The organism is Pseudomonas sp. LBUM1678 (assembly GCF_059695575.1).
In genome coordinates this window covers 6338031-6358671 of the sequence record NZ_CP166775.1, presented here as the reverse complement: position 1 = coordinate 6358671, position 20641 = coordinate 6338031, and the positions used below count along the sequence as shown (strand labels likewise).

19 protein-coding genes are annotated in these 20641 nt (G+C 59.4%); 12 read left to right on the top strand and 7 right to left on the bottom strand.

Features of this window, described 5'->3' with window-relative positions; translation table 11 throughout:
* Positions 1 to 161 precede the first annotated feature (161 nt).
* On the top strand, positions 162 to 1055 hold the full coding sequence (locus ACA070_RS28975; protein WP_497449276.1) for a formate/nitrite transporter family protein: 894 nt from the start codon (positions 162 to 164) through the stop codon (positions 1053 to 1055).
* On the opposite strand, the gene ACA070_RS28970 is transcribed toward ACA070_RS28975, so the two are convergent.
* Both ACA070_RS28970 and ACA070_RS28965 read right to left on the bottom strand, forming a co-directional pair.
* Complete coding sequence (locus tag ACA070_RS28970; RefSeq protein ID WP_497449275.1) at positions 1056 to 2321, bottom strand: cation:proton antiporter; 1266 nt, start codon at positions 2319 to 2321, stop codon at positions 1056 to 1058.
* Between the two features lie 155 nt (positions 2322 to 2476).
* Positions 2477 to 3646, bottom strand: a complete 1170-nt coding sequence (locus ACA070_RS28965) for an MFS transporter (protein ID WP_497449274.1) — start codon at positions 3644 to 3646, stop codon at positions 2477 to 2479.
* A 304-nt stretch (positions 3647 to 3950) separates the two neighbouring features.
* Here ACA070_RS28965 and ACA070_RS28960 point away from each other — a divergent pair, with 304 nt between their 5' ends.
* On the top strand, positions 3951 to 4784 hold the full coding sequence (locus ACA070_RS28960; protein ID WP_497449273.1) for an EamA family transporter: 834 nt from the start codon (positions 3951 to 3953) through the stop codon (positions 4782 to 4784).
* A 40-nt stretch (positions 4785 to 4824) separates the two neighbouring features.
* Positions 4825 to 5208, top strand: a complete 384-nt coding sequence (locus ACA070_RS28955; RefSeq protein WP_497449272.1) for an MAPEG family protein — start codon at positions 4825 to 4827, stop codon at positions 5206 to 5208.
* A gap of 145 nt (positions 5209 to 5353) precedes the next feature.
* Here the strand turns inward: ACA070_RS28955 and mltA are convergent, their stop codons facing one another.
* On the bottom strand, positions 5354 to 6538 hold the full coding sequence (gene mltA, locus ACA070_RS28950; protein ID WP_497449271.1) for a murein transglycosylase A: 1185 nt from the start codon (positions 6536 to 6538) through the stop codon (positions 5354 to 5356).
* 128 nt (positions 6539 to 6666) lie between these two features.
* Here mltA and ACA070_RS28945 point away from each other — a divergent pair, with 128 nt between their 5' ends.
* Entirely contained in the window at positions 6667 to 7116 is a 450-nt protein-coding gene (locus ACA070_RS28945) for a c-type cytochrome (RefSeq protein ID WP_497449270.1), read from the top strand.
* A 175-nt stretch (positions 7117 to 7291) separates the two neighbouring features.
* Here ACA070_RS28945 and ACA070_RS28940 read toward each other — a convergent pair whose 3' ends face one another.
* From ACA070_RS28940 to ACA070_RS28925, 4 genes are all read right to left on the bottom strand, one after another.
* On the bottom strand, positions 7292 to 7687 hold the full coding sequence (locus ACA070_RS28940) for a DUF1090 domain-containing protein (protein WP_497449269.1): 396 nt from the start codon (positions 7685 to 7687) through the stop codon (positions 7292 to 7294).
* 97 nt (positions 7688 to 7784) lie between these two features.
* Positions 7785 to 9458: an NAD-dependent DNA ligase LigB gene (ligB, locus tag ACA070_RS28935; protein ID WP_497449268.1), complete on the bottom strand. Its 1674-nt coding sequence runs from the start codon at positions 9456 to 9458 to the stop codon at positions 7785 to 7787.
* A 241-nt stretch (positions 9459 to 9699) separates the two neighbouring features.
* Entirely contained in the window at positions 9700 to 10890 is a 1191-nt protein-coding gene (gene metK / locus ACA070_RS28930; RefSeq protein WP_010466931.1) for a methionine adenosyltransferase, read from the bottom strand.
* Positions 10891 to 10908: 18 nt separating this feature from the next.
* Positions 10909 to 11904: an ArsR/SmtB family transcription factor gene (locus ACA070_RS28925; protein ID WP_497449267.1), complete on the bottom strand. Its 996-nt coding sequence runs from the start codon at positions 11902 to 11904 to the stop codon at positions 10909 to 10911.
* 260 nt (positions 11905 to 12164) lie between these two features.
* Between ACA070_RS28925 and tkt the strand changes: the two genes are divergently transcribed.
* The 8 genes from tkt to ACA070_RS28885 all read left to right on the top strand — a co-directional run bounded on the left by tkt (position 12165) and on the right by ACA070_RS28885 (position 20292).
* A complete protein-coding gene (gene tkt, locus ACA070_RS28920) occupies positions 12165 to 14162 on the top strand; it encodes a transketolase (RefSeq protein ID WP_438658960.1) in 1998 nt (665 codons plus the stop codon).
* 224 nt (positions 14163 to 14386) lie between these two features.
* Entirely contained in the window at positions 14387 to 15439 is a 1053-nt protein-coding gene (epd, locus tag ACA070_RS28915) for an erythrose-4-phosphate dehydrogenase (protein WP_497449266.1), read from the top strand.
* Positions 15440 to 15451: 12 nt separating this feature from the next.
* Positions 15452 to 16615: a phosphoglycerate kinase gene (locus ACA070_RS28910; RefSeq protein ID WP_497449265.1), complete on the top strand. Its 1164-nt coding sequence runs from the start codon at positions 15452 to 15454 to the stop codon at positions 16613 to 16615.
* Positions 16616 to 16649: 34 nt separating this feature from the next.
* Positions 16650 to 16871 (top strand): hypothetical protein, encoded by a 222-nt coding sequence (locus ACA070_RS28905; RefSeq protein ID WP_010466937.1) that lies wholly within the window; start codon positions 16650 to 16652, stop codon positions 16869 to 16871.
* 56 nt (positions 16872 to 16927) lie between these two features.
* On the top strand, positions 16928 to 17260 hold the full coding sequence (locus tag ACA070_RS28900) for an MliC family protein (protein ID WP_497449264.1): 333 nt from the start codon (positions 16928 to 16930) through the stop codon (positions 17258 to 17260).
* Between the two features lie 290 nt (positions 17261 to 17550).
* Entirely contained in the window at positions 17551 to 18615 is a 1065-nt protein-coding gene (fba, locus tag ACA070_RS28895) for a class II fructose-bisphosphate aldolase (RefSeq protein WP_219095091.1), read from the top strand.
* A 149-nt stretch (positions 18616 to 18764) separates the two neighbouring features.
* Positions 18765 to 19016: a helix-turn-helix transcriptional regulator gene (locus ACA070_RS28890; RefSeq protein WP_497449263.1), complete on the top strand. Its 252-nt coding sequence runs from the start codon at positions 18765 to 18767 to the stop codon at positions 19014 to 19016.
* A complete protein-coding gene (locus ACA070_RS28885) occupies positions 19009 to 20292 on the top strand; it encodes a type II toxin-antitoxin system HipA family toxin (protein ID WP_497449262.1) in 1284 nt (427 codons plus the stop codon). Before ACA070_RS28890 ends, ACA070_RS28885 begins: the two co-directional genes overlap by 8 nt.
* Positions 20293 to 20641 lie beyond the last annotated feature (349 nt).

Genomic DNA, 20641 nt, shown 5'->3' with positions numbered 1-20641 from the left:
TTGCTGGCGATGGCGCCTTAAGCGTCACCGCAGAAACCGAGTCGGTCCCATCGTCGGAACGCCGTCCGCAGCAAGCCGGCTCCTACAATTTGTGTGACCAGTGAACAGCTCCGAACCAAGCGTGTCGTACCTACATGACACACTACCGGTTCCGGAGCTTTATGGACGCCAAGAAAGAAGGCAAGACCCCAAACCTGTCGCCGGAAGAACGGCACGAGGTCGACAAGAACCAGCCACCGCGCGCCGCGGTGCTGCACGAAATCATCCGCACCCAGGGCGATCAGGAGCTCGAGCGCAGTGTCGCCGCCTTGTGGTGGTCGGCGCTGGCCGCCGGCCTGACCATGGGTCTGTCGCTGATGGCTATGGGGCTGCTCAATTCCCGACTGCCGGACGGTGAAGGCTTCAAGGTCATCGCCAGTTTTGGCTACTGCGCAGGCTTTCTCGCGGTGATCCTCGCCCGTCAGCAGTTGTTCACCGAGAACACCCTGACGGCCGTGCTGCCGATCATGACCAAACCCACACTGAACAATTTCGGCCGGTTGTTGCGCCTGTGGTCGGTGGTGCTGGTGGGCAACCTATGCGGCACGTTGCTGGTGGCCTACGTGATGCTGAATCTGCCGATTTTCGACAGCAAGACCGACCTGGCTTTCCTTGATATCGGGCGCAAGATCATGGAGAACGACGCCAGCCAGATGTTCGCCAAAGGCATCGTATCGGGCTGGATGATTGCCACCATGGTCTGGATGATCCCGTCCATGGAGAGCGCGAAGATGTGGATCATCATCCTCATCACCTACCTCATGGCGCTGGGGGATTTCACCCACATCGTGGTGGGTTCGGCCGAGGTCTCGTACCTGGTGTTTGCCGGCGAGTTGCCGTGGAAGGATTTCTGGATGGTATTCGCCGGGCCGACGCTGGCGGGGAACATCATCGGCGGCAGCTTCATCTTTGCGCTGATCAGTCATGCGCAGATCCGCAGTGAGAGCGGACCGCCGAAGAAGACTGCGGATCAGGGCTCGGAGTCCGATCCCGACCCGCAGAAGAGCAAGAAGTAATCAGTGATGCTCAGCCTGTGCCGCTGGCGCAGGCTCATCCCGGGTCACGTGCTTGACCAGTTTGCCGATGCTCAAACCCTGCAGCAGGATCGACGACAGCACCACGATGTAGGTGATGCTCAGCAGCAAGTCACGCTCCGGGCCCAGTGGCAGGGCCAACGCCAGCGCCACCGAAACACCACCGCGCAAACCACCCCAGGTCAGAATCCGGATCGTCCCGCGCGGGACGGTGCGCCAGCGACGCAGCAACACAATGGCAGGCGCGACCGTCAGCAGGCGCGACAGCAAAATCGCCAAGGCCAGCAAGCTCGCGGCCAGCACGTGCAGCCAGTTGAACGGCAGCAGCAACAGCTCCATGCCAATCAGGGCGAACAGCAGGGCGTTGAGCATGTCGTCGAGCAGTTCCCAGAAACCGTCCAGGTACTTGCGCGTCATGTCGTTCATCGCCAGGTTGCGGCCCAGGTTGCCGATGATCAGCCCGGCAACGACCATTGCGATCGGTGCGGAAACATGCAGCTCCGACGCCATGGCCGAGCCGCCGATCACCAGCGCCAGGGTCAGCATGACCTCGATCTGATGCTGCTCGATGCTCTTGATCATCAGGTACACCAGATACCCGATCAGCCCACCAAACAGCACGCCGCCAATCGCTTCGTGGGCGAACAGCATCGCCGTGGCGCCGACGGTCGGGGTTTCGCCGAGTTGCGCGATGCCCAGCAACACGGTGAAGACCACCACGGCCGTGCCGTCGTTGAACAGCGACTCGCCGACGATGGTGGTTTTCAAAGGCTTGGACGCATTGGCGGTCCGTAGCACGCCGAGGACCGCGATCGGGTCGGTGGGGGAAATCAGCGCGCCGAACAGCAGGCAATAAAGGAAGCTCACGTGCCAGCCGAACAGGGCGAAAATGTAATAGGCGAGGCTGCCGATCACCGCGGTCGCGATCAAAACGCCGAACGTCGCCAGTAAACCGATGGGCCAGCGATAGCTGCGCAGGTCATTCAAGTTGACGTGCAAGGCGCCGGCGAACAGCAGGAAGGACAGCATCCAGTTCATCAGCAGATCGCCAAAGTCGATCTGGCCGATCAGCTGCTGAATGCGCTCTTCGAGGCCGGGGTAGCCGAGGAAGCTCAGGCCTTGCAGCAGCAGGGAAAACATCAGCGCAGTAACCATGACCCCGATGGTCGGGGGCAGGCCGATGAAGCGGAAATTGACGTAGGTGAGGAGTGTGGTGAGGCAGATAAAGGCAGCGACAAGTTCGAGCATCCGGGGTCCTTGGATGGGAGGAGGGAAACAGGTTTGGGCAGATACACCGCGTCAGCTTCTTCGCGGGCAAGCCTCGCTCCTACAGGATTTACGGGATCCCCTGTAGGAGCGAGGCTTGCCCGCGAAGGCAATATCAAGGGCAACGAAGCAACTATTCAGCCGGACACATTGACCGCAGCCGTACCGCGACGTTGCAGATAGATGTAGAACAGCGCCGTCAGCACCGTCAGGCCACTGACCAGCGCACCGGTCCACGGCAGGTCCGCCAGATCGGCACCGCTGGCAACCACCAGCCCGCCAATCCACGCCCCCGCCGCATTTCCGAGGTTGAAGGCGCTCTGGTTCAGCGTCGAACCGAGGTTCGGTGCTTCATGCGCCTGATCGATGATCAGCAGTTGCAGGATCGGGCACAGGGCAAACGCGAAAATCCCCCACAGCACCAGGGTGATCGCCGCCGGAATCACCGAGTGACTGGTCTGGCTGAAGGCAGCCAATACCACCACTACGGCCAGCGCCATGCCGACCAATGAAGGCAGCAATCGACTGTCCGCCAGGCGACCGCCAAGCATGCTGCCCGCCGTCAATCCCACGCCAAACAACAGCAGCATGATCGTCACGCCATGGGGGCTGACACCGGTGATGTCCTGCAGGATGGGCGCGATGTAGGTGAACACGCTAAACAGACTGGTCGACGCCAGCACGCTCATGCCCAGGGCCAACAACACATTGACCTTGCCCAGCACTTTGAACTCGCTGGCGAGGTTGGCCTTGTCCATTGCGATGTCTTTCGGCAGCCAGAGCCACTGTGCGATAGCGGCAATGACACCGATCACGGAGACCGCCCAGAACGTCGAACGCCAGCCTGCGTATTGCCCGAGCGCAGTGCCCAGAGGCACGCCGAGCACGTTGGCCAGCGTCAGGCCGGTGAACATCATGGCAATGGCCTGCGCCCGTTTGTTAGGTGCGACCAGGCCGGCCGCGACCACCGAGCCGATGCCAAAAAATGCACCGTGGCACAGCGCGGTGACCACTCGCGCGGCCATCAACGTGGCGTAGTTCGGCGCCAATGCGCAAAGCACGTTGCCGAGGATGAACATCAGCGTCATGCCCAGTAGCGTGGCTTTGCGCGGCATGTTGGCGGTACCGATCGCGAGGATCGGCGCGCCGAACACCACGCCCAGGGCGTAGCCGGTGATCAGCAGGCCTGCGTGGGGAATGCTCACGGCGAGGTCGCGGGCGACGTCGGGCAGCAAACCCATGATGACGAATTCAGTGGTGCCGATGCCGAACGCGGCAACAGCGAGGGCAAGCAAGGCGAGTGGCATGCGCAAGGTCTCTGTCGGTAGTCTTGACGCTCTGATCAGGCATACGCATGCCGATGACCGTTCTCGAGGAGAGCGGGCAGGGGCAAAAATTATTGGAATTAGTCTGTGCGCAACTGAGTGCGGCGTGGTTGCTTGCAGTATAAACAGCTGCTGACATATGGCGAATCAATTATCCCTCGCCCCTTGTAGGAGCCGGCTTGCTGGCGATGCAGGCACTGCGGTCCAACAAACGGACCGCGTCATCGTTCATCGCCAGCAAGCCGGTTCCTACAGGGCAGGGGGATCAACAAAAAAGGAGTATGCCGTGCTTGCAACGGCTCTGGTGTTGGTGGCGGCGCTGTTGCACGCGGCGTGGAATACCCTGATCAAGTTCAGCGCCGAACGGTTGCTGGTGGTGGCGTGCATGGACAGCGTCGCGATGCTGTTTGTCGCCCTGATGCTGCCGTTCGTGGCGCTGCCACCGATTGAAATCTGGCCGTGGATTCTGGCGTCGGCGGCGTTCGAATTGCTCTATCGCTATCTGCTGATCCAGGCCTATCGGGTCGGAGACCTCGGTTTGGTCTATCCGCTGATGCGTGGGTTGTCGCCGCTGGTGGTGCTGGCACTGACGCTGATCTTCGCCGGCGAAGTGCTGACGAATCAGCAGATCTTCGGAATTCTGTTAATCCCGTTTGGCATGCTGTGCCTGCTCTGGCAGGGCGGCGGCGGTGCGCGTTTGCCGTGGTCGATGTTGCCGGTGGTGGTGCTGATCGGCCTGTGCATCGGCTGCTACACCTTCATCGATGGCCAGGCGTTGCGGCGCTGGTCGCATCCTCTGGACTACCTGGTCTGGGTCACGTTTCTCAGCGCCTGGCCGTTCCCGTTGCTGGCGTTGGTGCGCAAGCGCCCGGCATTCATGCTGTTCTGGCGCGAACAGTGGCGACTGGGGCTGGCGGTCGGGTTCTGCGTGTTGTTCAGCTACGCTTTGGTGCTGTGGGCAATGCAGCTGGGGTCGATTGCGGAAGCGGCGGCGTTGCGCGAGATCAGCGTGATCCTGGTGGTGCTGTTCGGCATGCGCTACCTGAAAGAACCTTTCGGCAGGCCAAGGCTCTTAGCCTGTGGGCTGGTGCTGGTCGGTATTTTGGTGATGAAGTTCTGACGGCTATTCAACATTCTAAAACTGAAGAAAGGACTGCTTTATGACGGTTGCTCTATGGTGCATTTTGATCGCGATCTTCCTGCCCTATCTCTGCACGGGAATCGCGAAGATCGTTGGTGGCTACAGGCTGAAAGACAACCATGACCCCCGGGACTTTCTCGAATCGCTGAATGGTTTGGGTAGACGCGCACACGCAGCGCAATTGAACAGTTTTGAAGTGACCCCGGCGTTCGCGGCGGCAGTGATTGTTGCGCACCTGGCGGGCAATGCCGAGCTGGTGACGATCAATGTGTTGTCGGTTTTGTTTATCACCAGCCGGTTGCTCTACATCATTTGCTACCTGGCGGACTGGCATATTTTGCGGTCGTTGGTGTGGTTTGTGGGAATGGGGTTGATTGTCAGTTTCTTTGTGGTGTCGGTCTGAAAAAATTGCGGTGATTTTGCTGGCCTCATCGCGAGCAGGCTCGCTCCCACAGTTGATCTTCAGTGAACACAAAAGCTGTGTACAACCGAGATCCACTGTGGGAGCGAGCCTGCTCGCGATGACTATCTAACTGCAAATACAAGGCTTACGGATTGGCCTTCGCCGCATCGGCAACCTGCGGCACTTGCGGCAACGCCGCGCCTTTAGGCCACAGCATCCAGATTTGCCCCTGCTGTTTCATGTCCCCGGCCAATTGCCCAGCCGCCTCGCCAGTGCCCCAGAACAGATCCGCACGTACTTCGCCGGCAATCGCGCCGCCGGTATCTTGCGCCGCCACCGGCCGTACCAGCGCGGTGCCGTCGGGTTTAGTGGTTGATAACCACAGCAGACTGCCCAGCGGAATCACTTTGCGATCCACCGCCGCGCTATAACCGGCCGTCAGCGGAACGTTCAGCGAGCCGCGCGGGCCTTCGTTGCTGTCCGGGTTGCGGGTGAAGAACACGTAACTCGGGTTGCTGCCCAGCAGTTCCGGAATACGCGATGGATTGGCCTTGGCCCAGGTGCTGATGGCGCCCATGGTCACGTCTTCTTTCTTCAGCTCGCCTTGTTCCACCAGCCAGCGCCCGATCGGCCGATACGGATGGCCATTCTGGTCGGCGTACGCAATGCGCAGTTGGCGGCCGTCGTCGAGCTGGATGCGACCCGAACCCTGGATTTGCAGGAATTGCAGGTTCATCGGGTCGGTCAACCAGGCAACCACCGGTGCCTTGACCCCTTTGGTCTCAATTGTTGCGGCATCGTCGTAAGGCTTGAGCACGCGACCTTCGAGGCGACCGCGCAGGCGTTTGCCTTTGAGTTCCGGGTAGATGCTGTCCAGGGAGACGATGATCATGTCCTCGGGCACGCCGTACACCGGAATGTTCGCCACTTCGGTCTGGGTCAGGCTGCCGGGGTAGACGGGCTCGTAATAGCCGGTGATCAAACCGTTGGGATTGTCATTGGCGGCGCGCAGGCCGTAGACGTCGAGGTTCTGCTTGAGGAAGCCGCGGATGTCGTTGGCGGTTAGCGGCACGTTGGCGGATGCCGCGCAGGTCGAACCCCAGACCGCGTCGGCCTTGAGTCGGGTACAGGCGCTGCGCCACGAGCCGAAGCCGGCGACCAGGTCGTTGTCGGACACTGCCGGTAGAGCTTCCCAAGTGGCACTGGAGTAGGTCGCCAGCGCGTGGGTTTTAGGGGTGTTTTTATCGCCGCCAGTGCAGCCAGCGAGCACGGCCACCATTGGAAGAGTCCACACGAGGTGGTGATGCCATGCCTTGAAACGGCTGTTCATGGAGTAATTCCTTTGCCGGTTGCCTGAGTGCTCCATGCGCTCAAACAACCCGTATTGATAATAGGGCTATTGGTCTTTGCCGATGACGCGAGGATACTGGCGGCCGTTTCCCGTGACCTGAAGCCACCATGACTCTCAAAAGACTTTCTGTTGTATTGCTGGCCTGCCTGACCTTGTCTGCCTGCGGTGGAGTCGACCCGAATTCGCCGCTGGGCCAACGCAAGGCGATCTTCAAACAGATGCTCAAGACCGGCGAAGATCTGGGCGGTATGTTGCGTGGTCGTATCCCGTTCGACGGTCCGAAATTCGAGGAAGGCGCTGTGAAACTCGACGCCTTGTCCCGTGAACCGTGGAAGCATTTCCCGCAGGTGCGCGAAGAAGATCACACCAGCGCCAAGGACAATGTGTGGCAGCAGCAGGCACGCTTCCAGGAAATGGTCCGCACCCTTGAAGCCGCCACCGGTGAATTGGTGATTGCCAGCAAGGTTCAGCCTTACAAGGCCAGTAATCTGGGCCCGGCGGTGCAGAAAGTCGAAGATGCGTGTAGTGCCTGCCATAAAGAGTTTCGGGATCATTGATCTGATGTTGCTCATGCCCTGTGGCGAGGGAGCTTGCTCCCGCCCGGCTGCGCAACAGTCGTATAATCAGCGGCTGTGTAAATGCTGACACTGCGCGGTTACAGGGTCGGGGCTACTTCGTAGCCCAGCGGGAGCAAGCTCCCTCGCCACAAAGTTCGCTCTCTGATCCTGCGAATTACTTATCCAGCTCGTCGAGCGCGTTCTGCAATTCCTTGCGGGACTCGGCAAGTTTGTTTTTGCGCTTGTCGATCTTCTCCGGATCGCCTTTTTTCATGGCTTTGTCCAGGTCGGCCTGACGCTTGCTGACGTCATGCTTGGCGTCGAGCACCTTGTTTTCCCGTTCCTTCTTCAGCGAGGCGTCGGTGCAATGGGCGGTGACTTCGCTCAAAGCCGTTTCGAGGCCGGCCTGTTGATCGGCGTTGCCGTGGGATTTGGCCAGTTCGATCTGATTGATGATGCCTTGTTTCTTCGCGGCGCAGCCGGTCAGCTCAGGGGCTTCTTCGGCAGCCATCAGGGGAGCGGCCATCACGCTGCAAAGGGTTAACAAGGCGAGCGGTGAAAGAAATTTCATAAAAGCTCCGTGTGCAAAGACAATCGGGTCGATGTGGCGATGGGCGTTTGAGCCCGTCGGTAACTTTGGGTTCCCGGGCTGTCGGATGTCTCGGCGTTTAAAAGCCGTCAATCCCGGCCATGCGTAATGTTTGACTCAGTGCCAGGACGTGCGGGTCGCGAAAAAAGGCGTTCAATTGCGCCGCGCGTCCCGGGCCGATACCAGCTTCTGCCTGCCATTGTTCGGTGTTTCGATTCGCCAGTTCCTGCCATGAATCGGCAAGCCGTGCCTGGCCGGTGGGCGGCAACCCCAAGGCTTTGAGCCAGCGAGCGAACGGACGTTGCCGGGCGCTGTTGAAGCTGTTTAAAAGGCGAGCCGCGCTGCGCTCGCCGAAGCCATCAATGTTAGCAAGCTCTTGAGCATCGAGGGTCAACCAATCCAGCAGGCTGTTGAGGTGGCCTGTTTCGAAAAGTTTCTCCCAGGTGCCAGGGCCGAGATGGGGCAAGGCCAGTCCCTGCTTGCTGCTGAGCCAGGTCAGGCGTGCGAGGAATTGACTCTCGCAGCCTGATGTCGGTTGCCAGCAACTCAGCTGATGAAAGTCTGCTGCCAATGGCACGTTCAATTCAGTGCGTTCGGAACTGCGCATAACGACACCATCGAGCCTAGGAATGGTCAGACCGGCCAGGCTGACGGACACCTGATCCCCGGGGCGGATATCCAGCTCCTCCCAGCGTCGCAGTGAGCTGACGCTCACACGCTTGATCTGTCGGTCATCGAGCTTTACTGGCGCCAGATCCAGCACCGGTGTAATCCGGCCAGTTCGCCCAATTTTGAAGTGAACCTTGCGCACTTCGGCCAGGGCCTGGGCGAAAGGATACTTCCAGGCAACGCTCCAGAAGGACGGCCGCGCCTGCCAGCGCTCGGCGGGTGGGCGCTGGCTCTGACGCAAAACAACGCCATCGCTGGCGAAGGGCAAGGGCGTGCGATACCAGTGATCGCGCCATCGTTCAGCGTCGGCAAATACCTTGATTGGCTGACTATAAGACGCAGTGCTCGGAAAACCCATTTCATCGAGAGCCGCTACCCGGGCGGGCAGGCTTGCCGGACCTTGCGGCCAATCCCAGACAAACAACCCGATACCACCGGCCTGTTCGGCGTTCAGCTCTTTGCGGGCCATCAATCCGGCCACCGTGGAGCGGGCATTGAGGCTGCCTGCCTTGGCTTGCACATGGTCGTTCAGGCGCCAATAGAGTTCGCCTTGTACCAGTAAATCCATTGAATGCGGCAGTTGACGGGGGATGGCCTCGATCATTCGGGCCGAAGCGGTCCAGTCCTGGCCGTTTACTCCGTCACCTCGACTGATCGCCTGATGCAAAGCGCCGTTGCGATAGATCAATGTCACGGCCACACCGTCGACCTTGGGTTGTATCCAGAGGTCATTGCGTTCGCGTAGCCAATGCTCGACCGCACGACCGTCGCGCAGTTTTTCCAGGCCCGTGTGGGCGATGGGGTGGGTGATTTTGCCCCCCGCCGTGCGCAAGGGGTCGGGCGCAAGACTCAAGTCAAAACACTCACGCCATTCGCTCAATCGCGCGCGGGATTGATCATAGATTTCGTCGGCGACCAGTGAGCGTCCGTGGCGGTGGTAATTGTCGTCCCAGAAGTCGATCTGTTTTTGCAGGGCGGTAATTTCGTCCAGGGCGCGGGCGGGTGACCAGTCGGGGCAGTCGTTGGCAGTTGAGTTCAGGCAAAACAAGGTCAGGAACAAACCGGAAAACAGGCGCAGAAGCATCGTGAGCGTCCTTGCTCAGGGGGAATGCTTTCAAGGTTAGTCAGCTTTCGGGCGTCGGCAGCTAGGATGTTTTTCGGTGTGTTTCGAAACAAAAGAACGCAGCCTCGTTTCACTCGACAGCTGCTACACGAATCTCTGTAGCAGCTGTCGAGTGAAACGAGGCTGCGTTCTTTCGATTTTCGCGCAATAAAAAGCCCCGCACGGCGAACCGTGCGGGGCTTTTGGTACCGCCAGGAAAGTCTTACAGGCCGGCTGCAGTACGCAGGTCGTCGGCGCGGTCGGTCTTTTCCCAGGTGAAGGTGGTGAAAGTATCTTCGCCCACAGTCTTGGTCGCCGGGGTGCGACCGAAGTGGCCGTACGCTGCGGTTTCCTGGTACATCGGGTGCAGCAGGTCGAGCATGGTGGTGATTGCGTAGGGACGCAGGTCGAAAATTTCGCGAACCAGTTTGACGATTTTGTCGTCGCTGATTTTGCCGGTGCCGAAGGTGTTCAACGAGATCGAAGTCGGCTGGGCAACACCGATCGCGTAGGAAACCTGAATCTCGCAGCGCTCGGCCAGGCCGGCGGCAACGATGTTCTTGGCCACGTAACGACCGGCGTAGGCCGCCGAACGGTCAACCTTCGATGGATCCTTACCGGAGAACGCGCCGCCGCCGTGACGGGCCATGCCGCCGTAGCTGTCGACGATGATCTTGCGACCGGTCAGGCCGCAGTCGCCCACCGGGCCGCCGATGATGAACTGGCCAGTCGGGTTGATGTGGAACTGGGTGTCTTTGGTCAACAGTTCGGCAGGCAGCACGTGCTTGACGATCAGCTCCATCACGCCTTCGCGCAGGTCTTTGTATGACACTTCAGGGTTGTGCTGGGTCGACAGAACAACGGCGTCGATACCGACAACCTTGCCGCCTTCGTAGCGGCAAGTCACTTGCGACTTGGCGTCCGGGCGCAGCCAAGGCAGCAGGCCGGATTTACGGGCTTCGGCTTGCCTTTGCACAAGCTGGTGCGAGAAGGTGATCGGTGCTGGCATCAGCACGTCGGTTTCGTTGCTGGCGTAGCCGAACATCAGGCCCTGGTCGCCGGCACCCTGATCTTCTGGCTTGGCACGGTCGACACCCTGGTTGATGTCAGGGGACTGCTTGCCGATGATGTTCATCACGCCGCAAGTGGCACCGTCGAAGCCGACATCGGAGCTGTTGTAGCCGATGTCCAGGATGACGTTACGCACGATTTCTTCCAGGTCGACCCAGGCCGACGTGGTGACTTCACCTGCGATGATTGCCACGCCGGTTTTAACCAGCGTCTCGCACGCTACGCGGGCGAACTTGTCTTCAGCAATGATGGCGTCCAGCACCGCATCGGAAATCTGGTCGGCGATTTTGTCCGGATGCCCTTCGGACACGGACTCTGAGGTGAAGAGGGAGTATTCGCTCATCTCGATTTTTTCCTGAATTTACCGATGGTGAGTGTCGCCAGCCGGTCGCTGAAAATGGCGGACCTGGATCTGGAAACCATTACGTAAGCCTACATAGAGGCTTTCCCCGGGAACGAGTCCCGCAGCGGTGGCCCAACGGGCCAAATCGTCCTGTTCAAACCCCAACCACAGATCACCGCAGGCCTCCCTGGCCCAACTCTGGTTGTGGCTACATAACTCTGTCACGAGCAGGCTACCGCCCGGTTGCAGCAAATCGGCCATGTGCTTGAGCGCTTCGGCCGGCGCGGCGAAATGGTGCAGCACCATGTTCAGTACAACGCAATCGGCCTGAAGGCTGACGCCATTCAATGCATCGGCCAATTGCAGGCTGACGTTAGCCAGCGTTTCACGTTCGCAGACCTGACGCGCCAGTTCGAGCATCGCCGGGCTGTTGTCCAGCGCCGTGACCTGGGTGAAGCGGCGCGCCAGTTCCGGCAGGAATCCGCCATCGCCGGGGCCGACTTCGATGGCCGTCGCGCCGTCACTGAAACTCAGCTTGTCGAGCAATGCCACCACGCTTTCGCGGTATTGCGGCAGGCCGGCGATCAAGTCTTGCTGGGCGCGAAACTTCTCCGCGACCCGTGAGAAAAAGTCCTGGCTGGCCGCCGCTCGTTGCCCATGGACCTGAGCGATCCGCGACTGCACATCGGCCGGCAGGGTCAGGTTGTCCACTTCTTCCAGCAGCGCAGCGTGCAGCTTGCCGCCCAGCAGATCGGTGTGGGGCAGGGCGCGACGGTAAAAAATCGCGTTGCCTTCACGGCGGGTCGCCACCAGGTCGGCCTGGGCCAATACCTTGAGGTGGTGACTCATGCCGGACTGACCCATCCCGAAGATCTGCGCCAGTTCCAGTACGCCAAACGAATCGTTGGCCAGCGCGCGCAATACATTTAGCCGCAGAGGATCGCCGCCGGCCTTGCACAAGGTCGCCAGCTCATCGCAATCGTCATGTCGAATGGAAGGCACGCGTAAATTCATAAGGCCAGCAGTCTAGTGACGGTCAGAAATCACCGCAAGAGCAATATCAAAAAGTTTTGATATTGCTCGATAGATGGCACTTCTCGGCGTTAGGTTCAGTCAACAAACGAACAGCGGAAAGGTTTCATCAGTCGAAACCGCTGTTAACAATTGGAAAAACGCCTCCAGATGACTATCTGTCATTGCCCCGAGGCGGGTGGGTGAGGGAAAATGCTCGCCTTTTTTCCGTTTCGTTTTATTCAGCCCCCAGGAGATCAGCGATGCCCAGCCGTCGTGAGCGTGCCAACGCCATTCGTGCCCTCAGCATGGATGCCGTGCAAAAAGCCAACAGCGGCCATCCCGGTGCCCCTATGGGTATGGCGGATATCGCCGAAGTACTTTGGCGTGACTACCTGAAGCACAATCCGAGCAATCCATCGTTCGCCGACCGTGACCGCTTCGTGCTGTCCAACGGTCACGGCTCGATGTTGATCTACTCGCTGCTGCACCTGACCGGCTATGACCTGTCGATCGATGACCTGAAAAGCTTCCGCCAACTGCACAGCCGTACCCCGGGTCACCCGGAATTCGGCTACACCCCGGGCGTTGAAACCACCACCGGTCCACTGGGCCAAGGCCTGGCCAACGCTGTAGGTTTCGCCCTGGCTGAAAAAGTCCTGGCGGCGCAGTTCAACCGTCCTGGCCACAACGTTGTCGACCACCACACCTACGTGTTCCTGGGTGATGGCTGCATGATGGAAGGCATTTCCCACGAAGTCGGCTCCCTGGCCGGTACTTTGGGCCTGGGCAAACTGATTGCCTTCTACGATGACAACGGCATCTCCATCGATGGCGAGGTCGAAGGCTGGTTCACCGACGACACGCCTAAGCGTTTCGAAGCCTACAACTGGCAGGTGATCCGCAACGTCGACGGTCACGATCCGGAAGAGATCAAGACTGCGATCGAAACCGCGCGCAAAAGCGATCAGCCAACCCTGATCTGCTGCAAGACCACCATCGGTTTCGGTTCGCCGAACAAGCAAGGTAAAGAAGACTGCCACGGCGCCCCGTTGGGTGACGCGGAAATCGCTCTGACCCGCGCTGCACTGAAATGGAACCACGGTCCGTTCGAAATCCCGGCTGACATCTACGCCGAGTGGGACGCCAAGGAAGCCGGCCGCGCGGCAGAAGCCGAGTGGGATCAGCGTTTCGCTGCCTATTCCGCGGCTTTCCCTGAGCTGGCCAACGAACTGGTCCGTCGCCTGGGCGGCGATCTGCCTGAAGACTTCGCCGAAAAAGCCTCGGCTTATATTGCTGAAGTCGCGGCCAAGGGCGAAACCATCGCCAGCCGTAAAGCCAGCCAGAACGCACTGAATGCCTACGGCCCGCTGTTGCCTGAACTGCTGGGCGGCTCCGCTGACCTGGCCGGTTCCAACCTGACCCTGTGGAAAGGTTGCAAAGGTGTTTCGGCTGAAGACGCCAGCGGCAACTACATGTACTACGGCGTTCGCGAGTTCGGCATGAGCGCGATCATGAACGGAGTGGCATTGCACGGCGGCCTGGTGCCTTACGGCGCGACCTTCCTGATGTTCATGGAATATGCGCGCAACGCCGTGCGCATGGCCTCGCTGATGAAGAAGCGCGTGGTGTTCGTCTACACCCACGACTCCATCGGCCTGGGCGAAGACGGCCCGACTCACCAGCCGATCGAGCAACTGACCAGCCTGCGCAGCACACCGAACCTCGACACCTGGCGTCCAGCCGATGCCGTTGAATCGGCCGTTTGCTGGAAAGAGGCCATCGAGCGCAAGGACGGCCCTTCGGCGCTGATCTTCTCGCGTCAGAACCTGCAGCATCAGGAGCGCAGTGCGCTGCAGATCGCCGACATCGCCCGTGGTGGTTACGTCTTGAAGGACTGCGAAGGCGAGCCTGAGCTGATCCTGATCTCTACCGGTTCGGAAGTAGGCCTGGCGGTTCAGGCTTACGACAAGCTGACCGAGCAAGGTCGTAAGGTGCGCGTTGTTTCGATGCCTTGCACCAGCGTGTTCGATGCCCAGGACGCCGGCTACAAGCAAGCGGTTCTGCCGTTGCAGGTCAGCGCCCGTATCGCCATCGAAGCCGCTCATGCAGACTTTTGGTACAAATACGTGGGCCTGGAAGGTCGCGTGATCGGTATGACCACCTTCGGCGAGTCGGCGCCTGCGCCTGCCTTGTTCGAAGAGTTCGGCTTCACCCTGGAAAACATCCTGGGTCAGGCTGAAGAGCTGCTGGAAGACTGATCACGGACGTGGCAGTCATGTTTTCATGCCTGCCGCGATCCCTGTAGCAGCTGCCGAAGGCTGCGTTCGGCCGCGAAGCGGTCGTAAACCTGACAACGCGTATCTTCAACTGGAGCGCGGTGCCTGATTTTACGACCGCTTCGCGGCCGGACGCAGGCTGCGCCAGCTGCTACAGGTCCGTGTTGTTACAAAGAATTCGTCTGCCCGCGTCTATCGAGAACCCCATGCCTCAACCGCGTCCCTACAAAGTTGCACTCAACGGCTACGGCCGGATTGGTCGTTGCGTCTTGCGTGCGTTGTTTGAGCGAGGCTCGACGGCCGGGTTTGAAATTGTCGCGATCAACGATCTGGCTGACATGGCCAGCATCGAATACCTGACACGCTTCGACTCCACTCACGGGCGTTTTCCCGGCGAAGTGAAGGTCGATGGCGATTGTCTGCATATTAATGGTGACTGCGTGAAGGTCCTGCGCAGTGCCACCCCCGAAGGCATCGATTGGGCGTCCCTGGGCGTCGATCTGGTGCTGGAATGCTCCGGCGCTTATCACACGCGTGCCGATGGCCAGCGCTTCCTCGATGCCGGTGCGCCGCGTGTGCTGTTTTCCCAGCCCATGGCCAGCGAGGCAGATGTCGACGCCACCATCGTCTACGGCGTGAACCAGGATTGCCTGACCGGCGACGAGCTGCTGGTGTCCAACGCGTCCTGCACCACCAACTGCGGCGTGCCGCTGTTGCGCCTGCTGGATCAGGCCATTGGTCTGGAATACGTGTCGATCACCACCATCCACTCGGCAATGAACGATCAGCCGGTCATCGACGCCTATCATCACGAGGACCTGCGCCGTACGCGTTCGGCGTTTCAGTCGGTGATTCCGGTGTCCACTGGTCTGGCGCGTGGCATCGAACGCCTGCTGCCGGAACTTGCCGGGCGAATTCAGGCCAAAGCCGTGCGGGTGCCGACGGTTAACGTGTCTTGCCTCGACATTACGATGCAGACCGTCAGCGACACCGACGCCACCGAGGTCAACCGGATTCTGCGGGAGGCCGCCACCAGCGGCCCGCTCAAAGGCCTTCTGGCCTACACCGAGTTGCCTCACGCCAGCTGTGATTTCAACCATGACCCACATTCGGCCATCGTCGATGCCAGTCAGACCCGAGTTTCCGGCCCACGGCTGGTGAACATCCTGGCCTGGTTCGACAACGAATGGGGTTTTGCCAACCGAATGCTGGACGTTGCAGAGCATTATCTGCAAACAGCAGCCTCTCCAAAACAGTAGGAAATGCGACCCATGACCGTGTTGAAGATGACCGACCTCGATCTGCAAGGTAAGCGCGTACTGATCCGCGAAGACCTCAACGTCCCAGTCAAGGACGGTGTAGTCACCAGCGATGCGCGAATCCTGGCTTCGCTGCCGACCATCAAGCTGGCCCTGGAAAAAGGCGCGGCCGTGATGGTCTGCTCGCACCTTGGCCGTCCGACCGAAGGCGAGTTCTCGGCCGAGAACAGCCTCAAGCCTGTCGCTGACTACCTGAGCAAGGCCTTGGGCCGCGAAGTTCCGCTGGTCGCCGATTACCTGGGCGGCGTCGATGTGAAGGCAGGCGACATCGTCCTGTTCGAAAACGTGCGCTTCAACAAAGGCGAGAAAAAGAACGCTGACGAACTGGCCAAGCAATACGCCGCCCTGTGCGACGTGTTCGTGATGGACGCTTTCGGCACCGCTCACCGTGCCGAGGGTTCGACCCACGGCGTGGCCAAGTTCGCCAAAGTCGCCGCTGCTGGCCCGCTGCTTGCTGCTGAACTGGACGCACTGGGCAAAGCCCTTGGCGCCCCGGCCCAGCCGATGGCTGCCATCGTGGCCGGTTCCAAGGTGTCGACCAAACTCGACGTGCTGAACAGCCTGAGCCAGATCTGCAACCAGCTGATCGTCGGCGGCGGCATTGCCAACACCTTCCTGGCCGCTGCTGGTCACCCGGTCGGCAAGTCCCTGTACGAGCCGGACCTGCTGGACACCGCGCGCGAAATCGCCGCCAAAGTCAGCGTGCCGCTGCCGGTCGACGTTGTGGTTGCCAAGGAATTTGCTGAAAGCGCCACGGCCACCGTCAAGCTGATTGCCGACGTGGCCGCCGACGACATGATCCTGGACATCGGCCCGCAGACCGCAGCGAATTTCGCTGAACTGCTGAAGTCGTCCAAGACCATTCTGTGGAACGGCCCGGTCGGCGTGTTCGAGTTCGACCAGTTCGGTAACGGCACCAAAGTCCTGGCCCAGGCCATCGCGGACAGCTCGGCGTTCTCGATCGCTGGTGGCGGTGACACCCTGGCTGCCATCGATAAATATGGCGTTGCCGATCAGATCTCCTACATTTCTACCGGTGGCGGCGCGTTCCTCGAGTTCGTGGAAGGCAAGGTTTTGCCAGCCGTTGAAGTCCTGGAAAGCCGGGCCAAGGCCTGAGGTCGTCCATTTGACCACGCAAAGGAGTGTTCTCATGGTCAAGCCGTTAGCGCTGTTGATCGCTGCGGGTATGCTGGTGGCTTGCGGGAGTAACCCGAAAGCCAAGCCGGAACCTGCGCCGCAGTCAGTGGAAAAAGGCTGCTACCAGGCCGACTGGCAAGCGGAGACCAACCCGGTGATCAACAAGCGTTCCGGGCCTGATGGCCTGGAGAAATACGAGACCCAGACCCCGGCCAAGGAACATGGTTGCCCTTGACGGGTCTGACACATTACTCAGGGCTGGCGGCGTGCGCCGTCAGTCGAGGAACATGGATGAAAGGTTTTATCGCCGTTATGGCGTTGGCATTGCTGGCCGGTTGCTCGAATTTCAACCTGTTCAAGCCTGCCGAATCGACGGACAACTGGACCACCTGGACCTGCGACAGCCAGGCCAAAGTGCTCTGGCGCTACACCGATGACAGCCGCAAGGAAGTCGACGTACGCCTCGGCGGGGCCGATCAGGTCTACCGCTTGAAGCATGAGCCGGGCGCCGACGGCTCGCTGTACAGCAACGACATGCTGGCGTTTCACGTAAAAGGTGAGGAAGGCCTGGTTTACTGGGTCGCCACCAATGATTTGATTGGCCGCGGTTGTAAAGCGCCGTAGGAGCCGATCGCAAGGCTTTTGTGGCGAGGGAGCTTGCTCCCGCTGGAGTGCGAAGCGCTCCCAAAGCCAGTCGATACCGTGTTTGAGAAAGACCGAGTCGATCGGTTTACGACTGCTTCGCAGCCGAACGCGAGCAAGCTCGCTCGCCACAGGTTCTTCGTCACACTCAGGATTTATGTTGTACCGAATTCGCAGCCCGGGCCAACCCCCGATCTGCAATAACTTGAATAGCCGCCGCCGCTACGGCAGGCTGGCACGATTAACGACCCAAACCGGGAGAGACACACACAATGGCACTTATCAGCATGCGCCAGATGCTGGACCACGCAGCCGAGTTCGGCTACGGCGTTCCAGCCTTCAACGTCAACAACCTTGAGCAGATGCGCGCCATCATGGAAGCCGCTGACAAGACTGACTCCCCGGTGATCGTCCAGGCTTCGGCCGGTGCTCGCAAATACGCCGGCGCACCGTTCCTGCGTCACCTGATCCTGGCCGCCATCGAAGAATTCCCGCACATCCCGGTGTGCATGCACCAGGACCACGGCACCAGCCCTGACGTCTGCCAGCGCTCCATCCAACTGGGCTTCAGCTCGGTGATGATGGACGGTTCCTTGGGCGAAGACGGCAAGACCCCGACCGACTACGACTACAACGTCCGCGTTACCCAACAAACCGTAGCCTTGGCTCACGCCTGCGGCGTTTCGGTAGAAGGCGAGCTGGGCTGCCTGGGTTCGCTGGAAACCGGCATGGCCGGTGAAGAAGACGGCATCGGCGCCGAAGGCGTTCTGGACCACAGCCAAATGCTGACCGACCCGGAAGAAGCCGCTGACTTCGTCAAACGCACCCAGGTCGACGCCTTGGCCATCGCCATCGGCACCAGCCACGGCGCGTACAAATTCACCAAGCCGCCTACCGGCGACGTGCTGGCCATCGACCGCATCAAAGAGATCCACAAACGCATCCCGAACACCCACCTGGTGATGCACGGTTCGTCTTCGGTTCCTCAAGACTGGCTGGCGATCATCAACCAGTACGGCGGTGACATCAAAGAAACCTACGGCGTGCCGGTTGAAGAGATCGTTGAAGGCATCAAGCACGGCGTGCGTAAGGTCAACATCGACACCGATCTGCGTCTGGCCTCCACCGGCGCAATGCGTCGCCTGATGGCTACCAATCCGAGCGAATTCGATCCACGTAAATTCTTCGGTGCGACTGTTACTGCGATGCGTGATGTTTGTATCGCTCGTTATGAGGCGTTTGGTACTGCTGGCAATGCTTCGAAGATCAAGCCGATCTCGTTGGAAGCGATGTATCAGCGTTACCTGAAAGGTGAGTTGAACGCCAAAGTTAACTAAACCTTTAGCGTTTTAGTCGCATAAAAAACCCGCCGAGAGGCGGGTTTTTTTATTGCCTGGATTCCTCCCGGACCTACGGCGCTTGAAATGTCCGCTAAAGTGGACATAATCTCGTAATCTAGGATTAAAAGTCCGATATAGGTAACATTATGCTGATTCTGAATCCTCCAGCCCTTGGGGAGAGAATACGACTGCTGCGCCGTGCTAAAGGCTATAGCCAGCATCAGCTAGCGGATAAAGCCAAGTGTAATCGCAAAACAATTATCGACTTGGAAGCCGGTGAAAACGTGGCGGTCTACACCCTGTTCAGGGTCATATCGGCGCTGGGGATGGCGCTCGAAATCGTCGATAAACGAATCGACCTCAAATCCCTCTCTGATTTGGTAGAACACGATGAGTAAAGTCAAACTGCTCGACGTCATGACACCACAAGGGCTGTCAGGGGAGCTTTCCAAAGGTTCGCAGTTCTCATTTGGCTACGCGTCTGCCGAGGCAGCGCGTGAAGTCTCGCTGGTCATGCCCTATGACCCGACGCCTTCGGTCAGCAACGTGCTGCATCCAATATTCGATATGAACGTGCCAGAAGGGTTTCTGGCGGACCAGATCAAGCGTCGGATGGCCAAGCATATGCAGGTGGATGAAATGCGCCTGTTGTCGGTGATCGGGGGAAATCAGATTGGGCGTCTCAGTTATCAGAATCCTGCTGAGGCCCCCGTGTCCGTTCGTGCCCAGGTCGGGCTACAAGAAATTCTGTCTGCTGACGCCTCGCAAAGCGTCTTCGCATTCCTCGTAGACACCTACTTCGAGTCGGGTATTTCGGGCGTTCAGCCTAAAGTGTTGGTGCCCGATCTGGACAAGCTCACCGGTGCTCGAAAAACCATGCTCAGCTCCGACCTGATTGTTAAGTCGGGGGCTGACGAGTACGCGTACCTCGCTCAAAACGAATTTCTTTGCCTGGAAGCGGCTCGTCTAGCCTGGCTCGAAACTCCACCATTCTGGCTTTCTGAAAACGGCGATCTGTTCGTGATGGAGCGATTCGACCTGACATCTTCTGGTCGCCTTGGCTTTGAAGACATGGCCGTATTGCTGAGTCTCAACAAGGATCCTCATGACAATTACAAGTATTCCCAGAGTTACGAAACAGTGGCGGCGGTGATTGGTCAGGTGTGCCGGTATGGTGATCCGATCCGTGAGCTTGAACGGTTTTTTTCCTCGGTTTGTCTTTCCGTCATGGTTCGCAACGGCGACGCGCATCTGAAAAATTTCGGAGTGATTTATACCCACCCTGATGCACTGGATGGGGTGCGATTGGCGCCTGTATTTGATGTGACAACCACAACGGTCTACGAGAACTACAACCCAAAGTCTGGCGGGTCATTAGTTGATCGCACCTTGGCCATCAAGATGAACAAGGTAAAAACCTACCCTGACCGTCAGCAGTTGATCGAATTTGGTCGTAAACACTGTGCTGTGGATAGGCCGGCGTTAGTCATCGAACGGATTGCCGAGGCGATGACTGAGGCACTCGCGGCCAATAAACACCGTATAGACGGTGAACTGTTTTCAGGTATGCAGAGTGAATGGGATGCAGGGCGGCTGATGGCGCTTAACGATTCGATAAAACCGGGGCTGCGGCGCAAGCCTGTCGTATTGGGCGTGAATAATCGGGACACCTGATCAGCGCTGGCTGGCGATCCTGTCGCCGACAGCTGTCAGCGACGGGGCGAACTATAAGCGGCGACTTTGATGGCAGCAACCGGGGTGTAGGACCGTTGCGCGACATTGTGGCGAGGGAGCTTGTCGGAACGCCGCATCGTCCCGTTCGGCGGCGCAGCCGTCGTGAATTGGGTGCTTGGGTGTGTCTGTAGGAATGAGGTGGTAGGGTTTGGGGATGCTTTGCATCCCAACGGGGGTAAACCCCCTCGCCACAATGGGTGATTTCCTACGGGATTTGCGGAGGGGCGGAGATTGATGGGGATGCTTCGCATCCCGACGGGAGCAAGCTCCCTCGCCACAGTGAGGGAGT

Coding starts and splice junctions, on each gene's coding strand:
- mltA (WP_497449271.1), bottom strand. CDS start 6,538: ATGAACAGCCGTTTCAAGGCATGGCATCACCACCTCGTGTGGACTCTT.
- ACA070_RS28940 (WP_497449269.1), bottom strand. CDS start 7,687: ATGAAATTTCTTTCACCGCTCGCCTTGTTAACCCTTTGCAGCGTGATG.
- ACA070_RS28955 (WP_497449272.1), top strand. CDS start 4,825: ATGACGGTTGCTCTATGGTGCATTTTGATCGCGATCTTCCTGCCCTAT.
- ACA070_RS28925 (WP_497449267.1), bottom strand. CDS start 11,904: ATGAATTTACGCGTGCCTTCCATTCGACATGACGATTGCGATGAGCTG.
- ACA070_RS28910 (WP_497449265.1), top strand. CDS start 15,452: ATGACCGTGTTGAAGATGACCGACCTCGATCTGCAAGGTAAGCGCGTA.
- ligB (WP_497449268.1), bottom strand. CDS start 9,458: ATGCTTCTGCGCCTGTTTTCCGGTTTGTTCCTGACCTTGTTTTGCCTG.
- ACA070_RS28975 (WP_497449276.1), top strand. CDS start 162: ATGGACGCCAAGAAAGAAGGCAAGACCCCAAACCTGTCGCCGGAAGAA.
- ACA070_RS28965 (WP_497449274.1), bottom strand. CDS start 3,646: ATGCCACTCGCCTTGCTTGCCCTCGCTGTTGCCGCGTTCGGCATCGGC.
- epd (WP_497449266.1), top strand. CDS start 14,387: ATGCCTCAACCGCGTCCCTACAAAGTTGCACTCAACGGCTACGGCCGG.
- ACA070_RS28970 (WP_497449275.1), bottom strand. CDS start 2,321: ATGCTCGAACTTGTCGCTGCCTTTATCTGCCTCACCACACTCCTCACC.
- ACA070_RS28890 (WP_497449263.1), top strand. CDS start 18,765: ATGCTGATTCTGAATCCTCCAGCCCTTGGGGAGAGAATACGACTGCTG.
- ACA070_RS28900 (WP_497449264.1), top strand. CDS start 16,928: ATGAAAGGTTTTATCGCCGTTATGGCGTTGGCATTGCTGGCCGGTTGC.
- ACA070_RS28945 (WP_497449270.1), top strand. CDS start 6,667: ATGACTCTCAAAAGACTTTCTGTTGTATTGCTGGCCTGCCTGACCTTG.
- ACA070_RS28905 (WP_010466937.1), top strand. CDS start 16,650: ATGGTCAAGCCGTTAGCGCTGTTGATCGCTGCGGGTATGCTGGTGGCT.
- tkt (WP_438658960.1), top strand. CDS start 12,165: ATGCCCAGCCGTCGTGAGCGTGCCAACGCCATTCGTGCCCTCAGCATG.
- ACA070_RS28885 (WP_497449262.1), top strand. CDS start 19,009: ATGAGTAAAGTCAAACTGCTCGACGTCATGACACCACAAGGGCTGTCA.
- metK (WP_010466931.1), bottom strand. CDS start 10,890: ATGAGCGAATACTCCCTCTTCACCTCAGAGTCCGTGTCCGAAGGGCAT.
- fba (WP_219095091.1), top strand. CDS start 17,551: ATGGCACTTATCAGCATGCGCCAGATGCTGGACCACGCAGCCGAGTTC.